The organism is Desulfovibrio intestinalis (assembly GCF_014202345.1).
Classification (GTDB): domain Bacteria; phylum Desulfobacterota; class Desulfovibrionia; order Desulfovibrionales; family Desulfovibrionaceae; genus Desulfovibrio; species Desulfovibrio intestinalis.
In genome coordinates, this window is the sequence record NZ_JACHGO010000008.1 from 20435 (window position 1) to 36849 (window position 16415).

14 protein-coding genes are annotated in these 16415 nt (G+C 56.6%); 7 read left to right on the top strand and 7 right to left on the bottom strand.

The window, feature by feature from the left end:
• Nucleotide 1: 1 nt before the first annotated feature.
• Nucleotides 2–1072, bottom strand: a complete 1071-nt coding sequence (locus HNQ38_RS12150) for an N-acetylneuraminate synthase family protein (RefSeq protein ID WP_183721375.1) — start codon at nucleotides 1070–1072, stop codon at nucleotides 2–4.
• Between the two features lie 262 nt (nucleotides 1073–1334).
• On the opposite strand from HNQ38_RS12150, the gene HNQ38_RS12155 reads away from it, so the two are divergent.
• Genes HNQ38_RS12155 through HNQ38_RS12165 form a run of 3 tightly spaced genes read left to right on the top strand, consistent with a single transcriptional unit; the run spans nucleotide 1335 to nucleotide 3974 of the window.
• Complete coding sequence (locus HNQ38_RS12155) at nucleotides 1335–2240, top strand: DMT family transporter (RefSeq protein WP_183721378.1); 906 nt, start codon at nucleotides 1335–1337, stop codon at nucleotides 2238–2240.
• A 34-nt stretch (nucleotides 2241–2274) separates the two neighbouring features.
• Nucleotides 2275–2904 (top strand): RdgB/HAM1 family non-canonical purine NTP pyrophosphatase, encoded by a 630-nt coding sequence (rdgB, locus tag HNQ38_RS12160; protein WP_183721380.1) that lies wholly within the window; start codon nucleotides 2275–2277, stop codon nucleotides 2902–2904.
• Nucleotides 2905–2942: 38 nt separating this feature from the next.
• Nucleotides 2943–3974 carry an ABC transporter ATP-binding protein gene (locus HNQ38_RS12165; protein ID WP_183721775.1) on the top strand — a complete coding sequence of 344 codons (1032 nt, stop codon included), beginning with the start codon at nucleotides 2943–2945 and terminating at the stop codon, nucleotides 3972–3974.
• A 478-nt stretch (nucleotides 3975–4452) separates the two neighbouring features.
• Here HNQ38_RS12165 and HNQ38_RS12170 read toward each other — a convergent pair whose 3' ends face one another.
• Nucleotides 4453–5508, bottom strand: coding sequence for an NAD(P)-dependent alcohol dehydrogenase (locus HNQ38_RS12170; RefSeq protein ID WP_183721383.1), 1056 nt, complete (start codon nucleotides 5506–5508; stop codon nucleotides 4453–4455).
• A 472-nt stretch (nucleotides 5509–5980) separates the two neighbouring features.
• Here HNQ38_RS12170 and HNQ38_RS12175 point away from each other — a divergent pair, with 472 nt between their 5' ends.
• Nucleotides 5981–7735 carry a methyl-accepting chemotaxis protein gene (locus tag HNQ38_RS12175; RefSeq protein WP_183721386.1) on the top strand — a complete coding sequence of 585 codons (1755 nt, stop codon included), beginning with the start codon at nucleotides 5981–5983 and terminating at the stop codon, nucleotides 7733–7735.
• 96 nt (nucleotides 7736–7831) lie between these two features.
• Here the strand turns inward: HNQ38_RS12175 and yedF are convergent, their stop codons facing one another.
• Nucleotides 7832–8431, bottom strand: coding sequence for a sulfurtransferase-like selenium metabolism protein YedF (yedF, locus tag HNQ38_RS12180; RefSeq protein WP_183721389.1), 600 nt, complete (start codon nucleotides 8429–8431; stop codon nucleotides 7832–7834).
• Nucleotides 8432–8531: 100 nt separating this feature from the next.
• Between yedF and HNQ38_RS12185 the strand changes: the two genes are divergently transcribed.
• Nucleotides 8532–10211 carry a bacteriohemerythrin gene (locus HNQ38_RS12185; protein WP_183721392.1) on the top strand — a complete coding sequence of 560 codons (1680 nt, stop codon included), beginning with the start codon at nucleotides 8532–8534 and terminating at the stop codon, nucleotides 10209–10211.
• 472 nt (nucleotides 10212–10683) lie between these two features.
• On the opposite strand, the gene HNQ38_RS12190 is transcribed toward HNQ38_RS12185, so the two are convergent.
• The 4 genes from HNQ38_RS12190 to pdxS form a co-directional block, all read right to left on the bottom strand.
• On the bottom strand, nucleotides 10684–12543 hold the full coding sequence (locus HNQ38_RS12190; protein ID WP_183721395.1) for a bifunctional lysophospholipid acyltransferase family protein/GNAT family N-acetyltransferase: 1860 nt from the start codon (nucleotides 12541–12543) through the stop codon (nucleotides 10684–10686).
• Nucleotides 12544–12568: 25 nt separating this feature from the next.
• A complete protein-coding gene (locus HNQ38_RS12195; RefSeq protein ID WP_183721397.1) occupies nucleotides 12569–12976 on the bottom strand; it encodes a TraR/DksA family transcriptional regulator in 408 nt (135 codons plus the stop codon).
• A gap of 196 nt (nucleotides 12977–13172) precedes the next feature.
• Nucleotides 13173–13751 (bottom strand): pyridoxal 5'-phosphate synthase glutaminase subunit PdxT, encoded by a 579-nt coding sequence (gene pdxT / locus HNQ38_RS12200; protein ID WP_183721400.1) that lies wholly within the window; start codon nucleotides 13749–13751, stop codon nucleotides 13173–13175.
• On the bottom strand, nucleotides 13752–14633 hold the full coding sequence (gene pdxS, locus HNQ38_RS12205; RefSeq protein ID WP_183721403.1) for a pyridoxal 5'-phosphate synthase lyase subunit PdxS: 882 nt from the start codon (nucleotides 14631–14633) through the stop codon (nucleotides 13752–13754).
• Between the two features lie 185 nt (nucleotides 14634–14818).
• On the opposite strand from pdxS, the gene HNQ38_RS12210 reads away from it, so the two are divergent.
• A complete protein-coding gene (locus HNQ38_RS12210; RefSeq protein WP_183721406.1) occupies nucleotides 14819–15709 on the top strand; it encodes a hypothetical protein in 891 nt (296 codons plus the stop codon).
• A complete protein-coding gene (locus HNQ38_RS12215; protein WP_183721409.1) occupies nucleotides 15706–16371 on the top strand; it encodes an HAD family hydrolase in 666 nt (221 codons plus the stop codon). The genes HNQ38_RS12210 and HNQ38_RS12215 overlap by 4 nt, the downstream gene beginning before the upstream one ends.
• The last annotated feature ends 44 nt before the right edge of the window (nucleotides 16372–16415 follow it).

A 16415-nucleotide genomic window follows, 5' to 3' on the forward strand; every position in this document is an offset into this window, starting at 1 on the left:
ATTAGGCCTTGTCGCCGCAGTCCAGATCAGACCAGTGCAGCACCATATCTTCATCCAGATCATGCCGCGCGCGCATACCAATAACTTCATCATAATTGCGCGGCGAAATGCCGTGGGCCGGGCGCTTCCAGGTCAGGTCAGCAGCGCTGATCTCTGTTCCGGCAGGCACGGCACGGGCCGTAACCAGCGAACGGCGGGCGTGGCGGCGGGCGGGCTCTTCTTCCGGCAAGGCACGCAGGTTCATGTCGCCCACGCTGGCAAGAGTACCGGCAAGGCGCTCAAAGAAGTGCCGCAAATCGTTCTTGTCCATAGCATGATAGTGGTCGTTGCCGGGCAAGGACTTGTCGTGGGAAAAATGCTTTTCCAGCACACGCGCCCCAAGCAGGGTGGCGGTTTCAAGGATGTGCATGTCCTTGGGCAAGGTATGGTCGGAATAACCGATGGCGTGCTGCGGGAAGTGGCGTTTGAGGGCCGGAATCATGCCAAGGGCCGCATGCTCGTCTGCCGTGGGGTAGTTGAGCACGCAGTGCAGCAGGGCAAGTTTGTTGCCTTTTTCTTCGATCCATTCCACCGCCTCGGCAATTTCATGCAAGTGGGCCGCGCCTGTGGAAAGCAGGATGGGCTTGCCGAAATCGCACAAAATGCGAATGAAGGGCTTGTTGGTGATGTCCGACGAGGAAATTTTGAACACGTCCATAAGATCGTTGAGAAAATGTGCGGATTCAACGTCAAAGGGCGTGGACATAAAGGCTATGCCCGTTGCGTCGCAGTGTTTTTTAAGAGCTTCAAATTCGTTTTTCCAGAAGGAATCGTGCTTTTTGAACAGCTCGTACTGGCTTTTTGTCGGTTCCTTGCTGGTGTCCCAGTAGGCCGGAGAATCCTTGGACGCCAAGGTGCCCGCTTTGTATGTCTGAAACTTGATGGCCTGCGCGCCGCCTTCCGCAGCTTCGTCAATGAGCCTGCGGGCAATTTCCATGCTGCCTTCGTGGTTCACCCCGGCTTCGGCGATAACGTAGGGGACGGGAATGCGCGTTTCAGGGGTGGGTACTGCAAATATATCCGTGAGTTTCATGCTCATTTCCTTACTAGTGAAGTTTAAGTATTTATTGTACGCCCTTGCTGTGGAAAAGGAAAGTGCCACAGCGCACAAGCGAATAAAACATACTGTAATAATTATAAATTTTTATATACACATCTCTTCAAAATCCTCTGCCTGCGGCAACGGACAATGCCACCTTTGCCATTGCCGCACATATGCCTTACACTCTCCTGCTACGGCGGCTTGCGGCCGCCATTATCTTTACCGGACTCACCAGTCGGCTCTGGACTCAGTCATGCAAAAAACCGTAACGGGCTATTCCTGCGCACTTCTTGCCGTCATCATCTGGTCCGGCAACTTTGTGGTGGCCAGAGCCGTCGCCGGGCTTATCCCCCCCTGGCAGTGCAATTTTTGGCGCTGGTTTATCGCCCTCATCATTCTGCTGCCTTTTGCCCCCAAACACTGGGGTACGGACTGGCCCGCCATCAAGAAGAACTGGCGCGGCCTTTCACTGCTGGCCATTCTTGGCGTTACCCTGCTCAACACGCTTATCTACAAGGCCGGGCAGACCACAGAAAGCATCAATATGGCCTTGCTGGTGCCCACGGCTCCTGTAGTCATTCTCATTCTTTCCCGTGTGCTTTACAGCGAGCCCATCTCGCCGCGCCGTATGGCGGGCGTGCTTGTGGTGCTGGCCGGAGTAGCCGTTCTTGTCAGCCGAGGCGACTGGGACAGGCTGGCGCACCTGCGTTTTAACGAGGGCGACCTTTGGGCCTTGGGCGGAGTTTTGTGCTTCGGCCTGTATTCCCTGTTTATCCGGCAGCGCAGCCCTGAAATTTCGCCCATAGGCTTCAGTCTGGCTACCTTTGCTCTGGGCCTGCTCTATTCGCTGCCCTTCACGGCTATTGAAGCCGTCATGCTGCCCCGGCCCCATTTGTCCACACCGCTGGTTGTAAGCGTGCTTTATGCAGGCATAGGCTGTTCGGCCCTGTCCTTCTGGCTGTGGACTGTAGCTATTGACCGCATCGGGCCTGTCCGCGCTGGCATGGTCTATTACAGTCTGCCCGTGTTCGCAGGCATAGCCGCCATGCTCGTACTTGGTGAAAGTGTGGCTCCTGCACAGTTGCTGGGCGGCGCGCTGGTCATCAGCGGCATCATAGTGGCTACAGTGGTGATGCCCCATCGGCACAAGACGCATTGAATTCAGGCGGCCCACCGCCAAGGAGCATACAGATATGAGTATAAAGCCCATACGGATCGTACTGGCCACGCATAACGCGGGCAAGGTGCGCGAACTGGCTGATCCCCTTGCCGCTTTTGGCGTGGAAGTTCTGGGTCTGGAGTCTTTTCCCGACATTGGTGAAATTGAAGAAACAGGTGTTACCTTTGAAGAAAATGCCTGCATCAAGGCCCGTGAAGTAACCCGCCTGACAGGCCTCATAAGCATTGCTGACGACTCTGGCCTCGAAGTGGACGCCCTGGACGGCAGACCCGGCGTGTATTCGGCCCGCTACTCGGACGATTGGGAAGGCCTGCCCGGCGAAAGCCGCGACGCCCGCAACATACGCAAACTTATGCATGAGATTGCCGACGTGCCCGAGGGCAAGCGCGGTTGCCGCTTTGTGAGCAGTATGGCCTGCGTGCGCCCTGACGGCGCAGAAATGGTCGTGCGCGGCACCTGGGAAGGCAACCTGCTTACAGCCCCACGCGGTCAGAACGGTTTTGGCTATGACCCCGTATTTTTTGACGCGCATATCGGCAAAAGCGCTGCGGAGCTGACCAGAGACGAAAAGAACGCCCGCAGCCACCGGGGCAACGCCCTGCGCGCCCTGCTGGAAAAATGGCAGAACTTCATGAGCGCATAGGCCGCATCAGCCCTTCGCCCTTTTGCAAGCGTGACATCATGAACACAGACACAACGCCTTCTCAGACAGAGCAAGCACAGCAAGCCGCGCGCCAGGACGGCACGCCCCTGTTGCGCCTGAGCAATCTTTCCGTCACCTTTCAGACGGACGACGGCCCCTTGCCCGCTGTGAGGGATGTGAGCTTCAATATGCCCCACGGGCATATCACCTGCCTTGTGGGCGAATCGGGTTGCGGTAAAAGTCTCACTGCCAAGGCAATATTGCGCCTCACGCCGGACAACGCCCGGCTGGACGGCAATGTCATACTGGACGGGCAGGACATTCTGCGCCTGCCACAGCGTGATATGAGAAACATCCGGGGCCGCCGCGTGGGCATGATCTTTCAGGAGCCCATGACGTCTCTCAATCCGGTCCTCAAGATCGGCGAACAGGTGGCCGAACCCCTGCGTCTGCATCTGGCGATGAACCGGACTGAAGCCCGCAATGAAGCCATATCCCTGCTGACCGAGGTGGGTATTCCTTCACCGGAGAGCCGCTACGACGACTACCCGCACCAGCTTTCGGGCGGCATGCGGCAGCGTGTAATGATAGCTATGGCTTTATCCTGCCGCCCCGAGCTGCTGCTGGCCGACGAGCCTACCACGGCACTGGACGCGACCATTCAGGGACAAATTTTGCGTCTTATACTCGCCCGAAGCCAGGAACGCGGCATGGCCGTGCTGCTTATCACGCATGACCTGGGCGTGGCAGCCCAGATGGCCCATGCCGTGGGCGTCATGTACGCTGGAAGACTTGCGGAATATGCCCCGGCTCACGAACTCTTCGCCCATCCGCTGCATCCCTATGCGCAAGGCCTGCTTCACGCGGCGCCCAGCGCCCGTTCCAGAGGGCTGGACCGCCTGCCGACCATTCCGGGCAGCGTGCCCTCACTGCGCTCCATGCCTGCGGGTTGCCCTTTTCATCCCCGCTGCCCTCAGGCCATGCCTCTTTGCCATGAAAAAATGCCGCCGTTCTTTGATTTGGGCGGACAGCACAAAGTGGCCTGCTGGCTGCACGGCACGCCTGCCTGATTGTCAGAATAAACTGCAAGCGCCATGTCCATTTGCACTGAGGCGCAGCCCTTTTCATATCTGCCTTGCGAACAACATAAAAAAGGAGAGCGCGCCCACCTGCCGTAGTGGCTGGAATGGACGCCGCTCTCCTTTCCTTTGGGGATATGGAGCGGCTTTGCCGTATCAAACCAGGGTTGATTTGCGCAGAGAATATATCTCTCAAAGCTTGAGCACGGCTGTTACAAGGCTTAAAGCCTGTGTCGCAATGCTGAAACTGTACTTGCTCCTCTGCTATGGGCGGCTGCTCACGCAACAATCTGAGCATTTCAAAATTAAAATGTTCTAAGGAAGCACTGATTAAAGAGCTCCTGGAAACGCGCAGTTATTTCTTTTGGCAAGGCGCGATCTTTTTTTGAAGCAGGAGTGGACTCTTCTGTCCTCGACTGTTTCAAAAAAAGCGAAGCAACGCCGCCAAACGGAATAAATCAGCGTTTCCCTAAATAGTCACCACGGGCTTGATAAGATCGCGCGGCTTGTCCTTCATCAGCATCAGGGCTTCTTCCAGCTTGTCAAAACCGTGGAAGCGATGGGTAAGCAGGGGGGCAACGTCAAGGCGTCCCACAGAAAGCATGCTTGCCAGCTTTTGCATGCGCAGGCGGCCACCAGGCATCAGGCCCCCCGCAATGGTCTTGTGGGCCATGCCGCACCCCCATTCAACGCGGGGAATCTTCACATAATCCCCGGAGCCAAGGTAGTTGACGTTGCCGATGCGCCCGCCCGGCTTGAGAACCTTGATAACATCGGCAAAGGTGTCCACATCGCCGCCAGCGATGATTGCCTTGTCCACCCCTTTTCCGCCAGTAAGGCTCGCCACCTGGGAGCCCATGTCACCCTGCCTGTAATCTATAATATCGGTCGCGCCATACCGCCGGGCAGCTTCAACACATACGGCCCGCGACCCGACGGCGTATATTCTGCCAGCGCCGCGCAAAGCGGCCGCAGCCACGGCCATCAGGCCAACAGGGCCAATACCCACCACCAGCACTGAATCACCGTACTGCACGTCGGCCAGTTCCGCGCCGTGCATGCCAGTGGGCACCATATCGCTCAACATGACCGCCTCGGCGGGGTCCATGTCTGAAGGCAGATGGGCAAGGTTGCCGTCTGCGTCGTTGACGTGAAAAATATCGGCAAAAACGCCGTCCTTGAAATTGGAAAACTTCCAGCCTGCCAACATGCCGCCGGAATGCATCGAATACCCGCCCTGAGCTTCCAGCGAGTTCCAGTCCGGGGTGATGGCGGGCACAATAACCCTGTCGCCGGGTTTGAAATCGCGCACCAGTGAGCCGACTTCCACCACTTCACCAACTGCTTCGTGACCGAGAATAAGATTGTGCCTGTCGCCCAGCGCCCCTTCCCATACGGTGTGCACATCCGATGTGCAGGGGGCCACTGCCAGGGGCTGGACCAGGGCATCCAGAGGACCACACTTGGGAGCTTCCTTTTCAATCCAGCCAACGGCATTCAGATGAAGCATGGCCAAACCTTTCATAGTAGTCTCCTTTGGCATAAAGCCACGGGTTTTTCTATTGGTTGCATGCTCAATCTAGCGCCCATTGAAACCAATGCCAAGTTATTTTTTTCACATTTATTTTTAATATATATTTCAGGATATTAAATAAAACCACATGTGATTTATAAATAGCTTTTATGCAGTTTATTGCCAGCTCTTCAGCAACGCAGAATATCAAATAGCCTATTTTAAAGACTTATTGGTATTGATAATCAAATAGCAATAATTACTGCCATTTTTTGTATAGGCAATGCAATAAATAGTTCCAATGTCTATTACGCTTCCGTATTATATAGAATAACATTATATAAATATTATCTTGCATAAAATCTTTTTTATGTAAAGATAGTTATTCATACTGAAGCATACTATTTCTTGATGTGATTTTTTATCATCACATTCAAGTTACCATAAAATATAGATACAAAAGTATTCTAAGGCGGATAGTTGAATGAAACTTAGCACTAAAATGGTTTTATCCTTCTGTGGGATCATTCTTATCATGCTTACCCTATCCGGGGTTTCCATGAAGAATCTGTCTGATATCAATGACAATATTGAAGCCGTTGACAAATCATGGCTGCCTTCCGTCATTGTCATTCAGAGCATGAACCAGCAGTTGTTCTCGGTGCGCGCAGATCTTTTAGCCATGATGCTGCATGACGGGTCAGAAGAGATAAAGTATTACCGGGATCGCATTGATGAAGTCATCAAGGGGCTGAGAGAAAATGGAGAGAAATACAAAGCCTTGATGACCTCTCATGACAGTGCCAGGGCTACCAAAGACAAAGAAATATTTGAAGAAATACTTTCTTCGCTAAGCACTATATCCATCATCCGCGGAAGAATCGTTGAAATGGTTGTCAATCGCAATCATACCCAGGCTCTCACCATTTACGACGATGAATACCGCCCTCTTTTCCGCAAACTCATGGCTTTGTTCGATGAAATAGTGGCGTTGAACGTCAGCGGCAGCGGCGCGGCGAGCCATCAGGCCTCTGCCATCGCCGAAACATCCCGCATGGCAAGCATTCTTCTGACCTTGGCCGCCATGCTCATCAGCGTTATTCTTGTTGCCACCCTTACCCGGTCCGTCAACAAACAACTGGGCAAGGACCCTGGCGAGCTGGATATTATTGCCAGACGTGTGGCTGACGGCGACTACAATGTGGATGACGGCAAAGCCAAAACAGGCGTATACGCCTCGCTTGTAGTTATGGTTGACGCACTGCGGCAGCATATTGAAAACGCACAACGCGAATCCGCCAATGCCCAGGAGCAGTCGCAAAAGGCAACCGAGGCCATGCAGCAAGCCGAAGCCGCCAGCCTTGAAGCCAGAAACAAGACCGAGGCCATGCTTCAGGCGGCGGAAAAGCTTGAGCAGGTCGCGCAAGTGGTGAGTGCTGCCTCAACCCAGCTTTCAGCCCAAATAGAACAATCTGACCACGGCACAATGGAAACTTCTCAACGGCTTGCCGAAGCAGCTACAGCCATGAACGAAATGAACGCCACCGTGCAGGAAGTGGCCCGCAACGCCGGGCACGCTTCAACGGCCTCAGCCGATACGCGGCAAAGAGCCCAGGAAGGCGCAGAAGTGGTAAGCCGTTCGCTGGACAGCATCAATCATGTGCATCAGAGCTCCCTGCGCCTCAAGGAAGACATGGTTCTTCTCAATTCGCATGCTCAGGATATCAGCCGTATCATGGGCGTCATTTCAGACATTGCCGACCAGACCAACCTGCTGGCCCTCAATGCCGCCATCGAGGCTGCACGCGCCGGGGATGCCGGGCGGGGATTTGCCGTCGTGGCCGATGAGGTGCGCAAGCTGGCTGAAAAAACTATGGCCTCCACTCATGATGTGGGAGCAGTCATCAGCGCCATACAAAAAAGCACCACAGCCAGTATGGAGTCAGTGGACAAGGCCGTTCAGGAAGTTGATCTTGCTGCGGAGTTTGCCAACCAGTCTGGCGCGGCCCTTGAGATTATCGTGTCCACGGTGGATGCAACGGCAGATCAGGTAAACGCCATTGCGGCAGCCAGCGAAGAGCAGTCTGCCGCCAGCGAAGAGATCAACCATACCATTGCGCAGATCAACGAGATGTCGCAACAGACGGCGCAGGCGATGGAGGAAGCTTCCAGAGCCGTGGCTGATCTGGCAGCCCAGGCCCACAGCCTGACTGATCTTATCAGCGACATGAAAAGATAACCGCGCTGTCATACAACTGCGCAAAGAAAAACGGCATGAAGCTCTTTCATGCCGTTTTTCTTTGCCATCGCGGTACACGCCCGCTTCAGGCGCGTCTCAGGGACGAATAACCTTGTCCGCCAGATCAAGGCTGGTCACGATATCCAGCATATTGGATGTTTCACCCACAGCCTTGGCTTCCAGAAGGCCGTAATGTCCAAGGCAAGCGCCGCACACAAGTATGGAGACACCTTGCTGTGCAAGCTTTTGCAACGATTCCAGCGCCGGGCCGGGCTGGGCCGTCAGCTTGACGCCGCCATTGACGAGCACCAGACGCCACAGGCGGTTGCCCAGTTCCGGCAACGTAGCCAAAAAGTTTTCCATAAGCTTCGTGCCCAGCGTGTCGTCACCGCGGCCCAGGGTTTCGGTGGTTATCAGCACAAGGGTGCGCAAATCCTGCTCGTGCCCTTTCTGTTCTTCAGGCGCGGGGGCCACGCTGGCGTCAGCATCCAGAGCAGCGCGAATACGCCACTTCTGCGGTCCTTCCGCAGTTGCGCTCAGAGTGTAGCCCCGGCTTTGAAGAAAGCGCTGCACGTTTTCCAGGGCAGGCTCGTTATCAACCAGAACCTCCAAACATTCCATGCCGTTGTCTACAGCAGACCGACAACGTATGACAGGTTGCGGGCAAGCAAGCCCAAGGCAATCAAGAAGTTCCATAATTTCAGCCTCTTTTGTGCTAAGTGGATTTATTTACATTTCCTGCTGTTAAGCGTAATTATAATAGTGCCGATAGGCAAGTAAACCAAGGCAGGTAACTATGGGCATTTTGCTGCAAATTATCATTCTGTGTACCCTCGGCGGCCTTGCCGCCATAAGCAATATCCGGGGCATGCAGTGGGCGCTGCTTGCTGTGGCAGCCTTGTGCGCCCTGGCTGACGCGGCCCTTTGGCTGGGTCACAGGAACAAGGTCAAAAAACTGCGTGAGCGCAGTGATGCCTTTTTTGCTGAAGACAACCCTGCTCGCCAGGGCGACGAAGTGCAGCGGGCCGAATACTGCCTTACCCATTTGCACGATGCAGAAAAAAACATGGCTGAACAAGCCGTTGTTATTGAAGAATTGCACGCCAAGGTTGAGAGCCTGCAGGCAAGGCTTACAACGGTTGAAGAAGAAAAGAAGGCCATGCGCAACAAGTCTGAGCGCGGGGCTATGGTTTTGCACAAGGCGCATACCGTGTGCAACAACCTGTCCACAGAAGTGCGTGAACTGGCGACGCTGGTGGGCGAGGTCAACAAGGGCGTTGAAGTGCAGCGCGACCACCTCACCGACACCAGTGGGGCTATGGAAAGAGTTTCCCAGGCCGCGCTGGAATCCTCTGCCAGAGTTAATGACCTGTCGGAGAGCGCCCAGAACTCCAGCATCAATGCCGCCACAGGCGAACGGGAAGTGGAAGGCGCTCTTTCTTCCATTGAAAGTCTCAAAGACACTATCGTCCAGCTCAAAGAAGCGATGGCTGCGCTTGGCACCAAGGCCAGCAACATCGGGCAGGTCATGTCGGTAATCAATGAGGTCGCCGACCAGACCAACCTTCTGGCGCTCAATGCCGCCATTGAAGCAGCCCGCGCTGGAGAAGCCGGGCGCGGTTTTGCCGTAGTTGCTGACGAAGTTCGCAAGCTGGCCGAAAAAACAATGGGTGCGACCAAGGAAGTGGAAGAGGCCGTACACGCCATTCAGGAAGAAACACGACGCAACGTGCTCACCGTGGACAAGGCCGCCCAACTGAGCGTGGACGGCGCAGCGCAAGCTTCACGCGCGGGCACCTTCATGCACGGCATTCTTCAGTCTATGAATGAAACTGCCGAACACCTGCAACTGGTGGCCAGGGGCGCGGAAGAACAATCGCAGAACAGCACCGGCACCAACGGCGCTCTTGATGAAATACGCCGCATCGCTGAACAGACCGCCAACAATATGGAAACCTTCACCGCTGCCCTGCTCAGCTTCCAGAGCGGCATGGAAGAGCTGGACATGATAGTCAATGCTCTGGTTTCCGGCGACTACGAGCAGGCAACTTCCGACAAGTTCGTACAGTGGACGCCCAAGCTCGACCTGCATGTGACAATGGTCGACAAGCAGCACAGACTGCTGGTTGACTACATCAATGAACTGTATACGGCCATGGCCCACAACCGTACCACGGAAGAGCTGCAAGCCATCCTGCACAAATTGCGCGACTATACTGCCACACATTTTGCGGATGAAGAGAGGCTGTTCACCTCCACAGCTTACCTTGGCGCGGCCGAGCATGTAAAAATTCACAGAAAGTTCGTGGCCAAGCTGGACGAGGTTGAAGAACAACTCAAGTCCGGCACCGCCACGGTGAGCATGGATCTGCTGACCTTCCTCAAAGACTGGCTTGTGCAGCATATCATGGGCACTGACCCCACCTATGTTCCCTATCTCAGAAAAGAAGATATGGAGCAGGATCAGAGCCATTAACACTTTTATCTATCTGAAAGATAAGGATTTTCATGCCGGCTGAAGGTGCAGCGCGCTATTGAGGCGGCGCAAGCTCAGGCAGAAATGACCTTTCCACCAGAATCCCTTTGAAATATCTTATATTTCAAAGGGATTCTGCATTAGCGTCTTTTCACTTTGAAGGTGTCGTGTAACGGCGGGAAGCCCAGCCCTGTAACTACGCGCATACTGCCAACACGCTTCAAATCGCTACAGGCCGCCCCGGCACCATTGCCGGGGCGGCCTGTAGTTTACCTCGGGGATGAGAGGAAGGTCTGGATATCTGAAATTTTGAAGCCATTGTGGCGCACGGCCTGTCTACTGTTCAGCACACTGCACTTCTGCGAAGCAGATGCAGCTTCCACATTACCTTGCCGCACCAGGGCACTGTGGCAATCGCTATCTAGCTATGCGGCCCGCTGCCCCAACGGTATTGAAGCAACACCAGTGGCGCTCACGCGCCATAGTTGCTGCAATCGCATGTGTGCCACATACCGTCGCGCAAAGCGGCCATGCCGTCCTCGCCAAGAAAGCGGCGCAACTGTTTTTCTGGCGCGTTGAGCAAATCCACTACAAGAAGGGCGTCCAGAGTGCCAAAGGCCCTGTCTTCATGAAAGGCCGCAATGCGCCCCCCGAGTTGCAGATAGTGCTTGAAAAGAATGGGCAGGCCGCGTCCGTTTTCCATCTGGCGTACTACCGTGTTCACGCAGTTATAGTCCATATGCCGGGCAAAGGGCAGTTCACCGCGCAGGGCGCGGGGTTTGCGGCCCTGAACCAGCGCCGCCAGCGGCGCGTGCCAGTGGCGCAGGCGCAGGTGACGCCACAGAAGATCCACGGACTGAGGACGGTAGTTCAGGCCCATGCTGGCTGGCCCGAAGAGCGCGCGAGCGCCGCGCAGAAGCGCCAACTGGGCAATGCCCTTCCAAAGCAGCATCAACGGCGCGTATTCACGCTGGTATTCAAGGCAAACAAAGGCCCTGCCCAGTTCAAGCGCATTGCCGCACTGGCGGAAAAATTCCGGGTCATAACGAAAAAGCGAGGCAGTATAGAGGTTGCTTCGACCGCAGGCGGCGGCCTCATCAGGACGCACCAGACGCGCCCGGTACGCGCCAGCCAGACATTGAGCTTCTTCATCCACAAGCAGCAGATGCTCATACTGGCGGTCATAGCGGTCGGTATCTCTGGCTTTGCCCGTACCTTCACCCAGGGCGCGAAAGCTTTCTTCGCGGCGACGTGTTACTTCGTCCAGCAAAAGGGGGCATTCACTGCCGTGCAGTACATACACGCTGTACTTGCCTTCTCTGGCCAGCACCCTGCTTTGCGGCAGGGCCGCAAGCGCCACCATAAGATCTTGCGGATCAGCGCCAGCAGCCAACGGGGCCTGACGCTTCACATTTGCCGGGTCTTGGACGGCGGCATTTTGTTTTCGCCCGCGTGCCAGGGATTCACGGTATAGCCGCAGGCAGTGCGTGCGCTGCTCGTGGTCAAGCCCGTCCAGATGCTGTTCCCGCAGGGCTTCACCCACATGCAGGCTCACTCGGCTTCCACGCTGCCGCCAGAGAACACGCGGCAACAGTGCAGTTGCAAGCCCTTCATGCAGGCAGGCGGCAGAAAGAAAGAGCGGATCAGCACTGGCCTGCACATGCAGGGGAATGTAACGAACGCGAGGCGCTTCCCCTTCACTGCCCTCCCGCTGCCGCCATTCGCCAAGACGGCTCAGAAGCGTGGTCCAGGTCTGCTCCTCAAGGCCCGCTCCGGCACGCCAACGGGCTACCCGGCCTGCGGGAAAAATCCCCAGCGCGCCGCCCTTGCGCAAATGTTTGACGGCAAGCCGCAATGATGCCCCGTTGGCGGCTCTGTCCTCGCCGGAAAGGTCCAGCGGCAGCAGCATGGATGCCAAGGGCGCAAGCTGCGGCAGGCGCAGCAGTTTTGAGCTGGCAAGTATTTTCAAATCCGGGCGCGCCCGGCCGCACAGGGCCGCCATGACCAGTCCGTCCAGAGCGCCTGTGGGATGGTTGGCATAAAAAATCACTGGTCCTTCGGCAGGAATGCGGGCCAGTTCCTCCCTGGAGCAATGCACGTCAACGCCAAGCTGCGTCAGGCTGGCGGCTGCCCAGGTGTGGGCGGCATCGCAGAGCGGCAGACGCAGCGCGGCCTTTTCAAGAGGGGCAAGACCGCTCAGGCTGCGCCCCACAGCCCGCAACTGACGGCTCAAATCATCGGCCAGACGGCGCAGGGGCGAACGGCGGGGGCCGCCTCTACCTGAAGGTTCACGCCCTGGCGCCAAGGGTAGCAGTTCTGTGGTGCCTTGCATATGGATCTCCTGATGTTTGCCTTTTTCAGCAGAATTGGGCCTGGGGAATGGCGCTGACGTCAAACCACGGGGCGGATGCGCCGTCGGGCGATGCCAGCGGGCTGGGCATGCTCTCCATCTGCTGTTGGCAGTAGAGGCAACGTGTAGTGCCCGGAGCCGCCACCAGGCGCTCCAGGGGAATGTCGTCGCCGCAATCGACGCACTGGCGGGGACCGTTGTGGCGCAAGAGGTACAAAAGACTCTGAAGGTCACGGATACGCTGGGCGCTGCGACGGGCGCTGCATTGCGCCAGGTGGGCCGCTTCCATATGGCTGGCGGCATCTACTTCGTCGGCAAAATGCTGCGCTTGAAAAACATCACGCAGCTGGGTCATACGCTGCAATTCTTCGGCAAGTTCGTCCTGAAGCCGCTGGAGCATGAGTGTGTTTTCCATAACTGCCTCCCCGGTAATTCCGGTGGTTGAACTGTTGTTCTTGAGGCAGTGTGCGCGCCCAGTTTGGCAGGCAGGTGTCGGCCATGTTAAATCGTGCGGCACATTGACGGCAAATTGAGGAAAAAACGACAAAGGGTGGAACGTCATTGACGTTCCACCCTTTTCAAAACAGAAAGGCTATTTCAGAGGCTGGGGGCTATTTGCCGCACATACTCAGAAAGTAGCTGTGCAAGCGTGTATCCGGCGTCAGTTCAGGATGAAAGGACGTTGCCAGAATATTGTTCTGACGAACCGCAACGGCCTGCCCCTTCACATCGGCCAACACCTTGACCTCCGGCCCCACGCTGATGATCACGGGAGCGCGAATAAACACTGCCGGGATGGGGTCCGGGCCGACTTCAGGTATGCTGAGGTAGGTCTCAAAGCTGTCTACCTGACGGCCAAAGGCATTGCGCCGCACAGTAGCGTCCAGCACGCCAAGGCGCGGCTGGTCGGAGTTTTCAATGGTGCGGCACAACAGGATGAGTCCCGCACAGCTGCCGTAAACGGGCATGCCCTGCTGAATGCGTTCCCGCAGGGGCTCCAGCATATGCCACTCATTGAGCAGTTTGCCCATGGTGGTGCTTTCGCCGCCGGGAATGATCATCGCGTCAATGCCGTCCATATCCTTGAGCTGGCGCACTTCGCGAGCCGCCACGCCCAGGCTGGACACAGCGGCTACATGCTCACGAAAGGCTCCCTGAAGAGCCAGAACGCCCACGCAACGTGCGGCCATCTACCAGCCCCGCTCCTGCATACGCTCACCCGAAGGAATGGTGGAAATTTCAATGCCCACCATAGGTTCGCCCAAGTCACGGGAGATTTCAGCCAGCATGGCGAAATCCTGGTAATTGGTCACGGCCTGCACAATGGCTTTGGCACGCTTGGCCGGGTCGCCGGACTTGAAGATGCCCGAACCCACGAACACGCCGTCGCAACCAAGATGCATCATCAGGGCTGCGTCAGCCGGGGTGGCAATGCCGCCAGCGGCAAAGTTGACCACGGGCAGGCGGCCTTCTTTGCGCACGAGCAGGCACACTTCAAGAGGAGCGCCGATTTCTTTGGCAAAATTGGCCACTTCGGCTTCAGGCATGCCGCAAAGGACACGCACTTCGTTCATCACCTGACGGCAATGGCGCACGGCTTCAACTACGTTGCCGGTGCCGGGCTCGCCCTTGGTACGGATCATAGCCGCGCCTTCGGCGATGCGGCGCAGGGCTTCACCCAGGTTGCGGCAACCGCAAACAAAGGGCACGGTGAAGTCGCGCTTGTCGATATGATATTTGTCGTCAGCGGGGGTAAGAACTTCGCTTTCATCAATGTAGTCCACACCCATAGACTCAAGAATACGGGCTTCAACGAAGTGGCCGATGCGTGCCTTGGCCATGACGGGAATAGTCGCCACTTCCATGATTTTTTTGACGATCGTGGGATCGGCCATGCGGGCCACGCCACCGGCGGCACGAATGTCCGCGGGTACGCGTTCCAGCGCCATTACCGCGCAAGCGCCTGCTTCTTCAGCAATCTTGGCTTGCTCGGGAGTGGTGACGTCCATAATCACGCCGCCTTTCAACATTTCGGCAAGGCCTGTCTTCAGGCGGATGGTGCCCTGTTCCATATTTCTACTCCTTCTGAGCCGGGTCCGCCGGCGAGGTGTTGGCAGTCGACCGCTCACGCTGCGGCGTTGCTGGGGTGCTATATATGTCATATGCGAACATCTGACAATACATCACAACCGCAACTCCACCCGGCTTGCACTCTGGCCCGGCTCTGGATATGCTGGTCCTGTCCAAAGGATGTACAATGACCGCACCTACCCCCTGTGTACGGCTGCCTTTTTTGCGCGGCCCCCTGTCTGTTTCCGGCGTGGAGGAAGCCGACGCCCCAGCTGCGTCCGCGCCTCAGGCCGGGCCTGCTGCGGCCCTGCTGCTGTGGCCGGGCCTCCCAAGCATTCCGCAGCAAGGGCTTTACTGCCCGGCGGATTACCCTTTCAGTCAGCGCGAAGCCGCCGCCTGCCTTGAAGACCTGCGCCAGATGGGCGATGCCGCCCTTTCTGGATTGCCTGTAGGCGTAACCGCCGCAAACAATCCCCGCGCGGCGCGCCGAGCCTCTGAAATGGCGCTTCTGCGTGAAATTGGCGGCGCAGATAATGAAGCTGCCCTCAAAGCCGAAGCCGCCCGTAAGCTGCGCATCGAACTCGAGCAGGCCCAGAAGGCTCTTATCTGGGTCTGGTTGCAGGAAGAACGCATGGGCGAACTGGCCGATATGGCTCAAACGCTGGCCCAGAAATCCAGCGGCTTCACGCTCTCCCTCGGCCTTGACGAAGCCGATGCGGGTGAAGCCAGTGAACTGACCTCGCCCGGCGCATACGGTGGCGCGGGCATTCTGGGAGCGCCCATTTCTCTGGATCTCGGCCTTATGCCGCCCTGGAAAATGGTAACGGCCAATGCCATGTATTTTCTGCCGCCCGACCTGCCGATTCTGGCCGAAGGCACTATGGCAGAGGATCTGCTGGAAGCGCTGGACTTCGTTCCGGCCACTGAAAGTGCGCTGGCTGATGCTGCTGCCTTGGCAGACGACTCGCTGCTCTGCGCCCGCGCCCCGGCATGGCGGATAATGGGACGCACCCGCCCCACGGGCTCGCAGGCCCTTGATGCAGAACGCCTGTGGCTTGTACGGAGGGCCGCGTCATGAGCAAGCTCTTCGCCAATGGACTTGCGGGAGTCATCTTTGACTGCGACGGTGTCATAGTGGATTCGCGCGAATCCAACAACCTTTTCTATAACCGTGTGCTTGAGCACTTCAAGCTGCCACCCATGACGCCAGAACAGGAAGATTTCAGTTTTATGGCCACTGCCATGCAGGCCCTGTTGCACATTGTTCCGCCGCATCTGCACAATCAGATAAGCTATGTGACCACTGAAGTGGTCAACTATCATCGCGACATTATGCCTCTGCTGCGTTTGCAACCAGGATTTGTTGATTTTATTGATTATCTGCGTGCAAAACAGGTGCGCATGGCCGTGCATACCAACCGCAGGCTTGAAGGAATACAAACGGTTCTGGACATTTTTGGCCTGCCCTCCTATTTTAATCCTGTGGTCGCGGCTGATACGGCTGCGCCCAAACCGTCTCCAGAAGGCACGCTGCGCATCTGCGCTGCATGGCAAACCCTGCCGGAAAACGTGCTTTTTGTTGGCGACAGCGAACATGATAAAGAAGCGGCCCAGGGGGCGGGTGTGGTTTTTGCTGCATTTAACAGTGGCTCTTTGCGGGGGCAGATAACCGCGACAGACTATCCCGGTCTGCGCGTTGCCCTTGACAATGCCCTGCTGCAAAACAGCGCCCAGGCATGATACCCGGCCCCGCCGGGGCCTTTATGTATTTTGACACAAAGACC

Coding starts and splice junctions, on each gene's coding strand:
- pdxT (WP_183721400.1), bottom strand. CDS start 13,751: ATGGCCGCACGTTGCGTGGGCGTTCTGGCTCTTCAGGGAGCCTTTCGT.
- HNQ38_RS12155 (WP_183721378.1), top strand. CDS start 1,335: ATGCAAAAAACCGTAACGGGCTATTCCTGCGCACTTCTTGCCGTCATC.
- HNQ38_RS12170 (WP_183721383.1), bottom strand. CDS start 5,508: ATGAAAGGTTTGGCCATGCTTCATCTGAATGCCGTTGGCTGGATTGAA.
- HNQ38_RS12165 (WP_183721775.1), top strand. CDS start 2,943: ATGAACACAGACACAACGCCTTCTCAGACAGAGCAAGCACAGCAAGCC.
- yedF (WP_183721389.1), bottom strand. CDS start 8,431: ATGGAACTTCTTGATTGCCTTGGGCTTGCTTGCCCGCAACCTGTCATA.
- HNQ38_RS12150 (WP_183721375.1), bottom strand. CDS start 1,072: ATGAAACTCACGGATATATTTGCAGTACCCACCCCTGAAACGCGCATT.
- HNQ38_RS12215 (WP_183721409.1), top strand. CDS start 15,706: ATGAGCAAGCTCTTCGCCAATGGACTTGCGGGAGTCATCTTTGACTGC.
- HNQ38_RS12195 (WP_183721397.1), bottom strand. CDS start 12,976: ATGGAAAACACACTCATGCTCCAGCGGCTTCAGGACGAACTTGCCGAA.
- HNQ38_RS12190 (WP_183721395.1), bottom strand. CDS start 12,543: ATGCAAGGCACCACAGAACTGCTACCCTTGGCGCCAGGGCGTGAACCT.
- pdxS (WP_183721403.1), bottom strand. CDS start 14,633: ATGGAACAGGGCACCATCCGCCTGAAGACAGGCCTTGCCGAAATGTTG.
- HNQ38_RS12210 (WP_183721406.1), top strand. CDS start 14,819: ATGACCGCACCTACCCCCTGTGTACGGCTGCCTTTTTTGCGCGGCCCC.
- HNQ38_RS12175 (WP_183721386.1), top strand. CDS start 5,981: ATGAAACTTAGCACTAAAATGGTTTTATCCTTCTGTGGGATCATTCTT.
- rdgB (WP_183721380.1), top strand. CDS start 2,275: ATGAGTATAAAGCCCATACGGATCGTACTGGCCACGCATAACGCGGGC.
- HNQ38_RS12185 (WP_183721392.1), top strand. CDS start 8,532: ATGGGCATTTTGCTGCAAATTATCATTCTGTGTACCCTCGGCGGCCTT.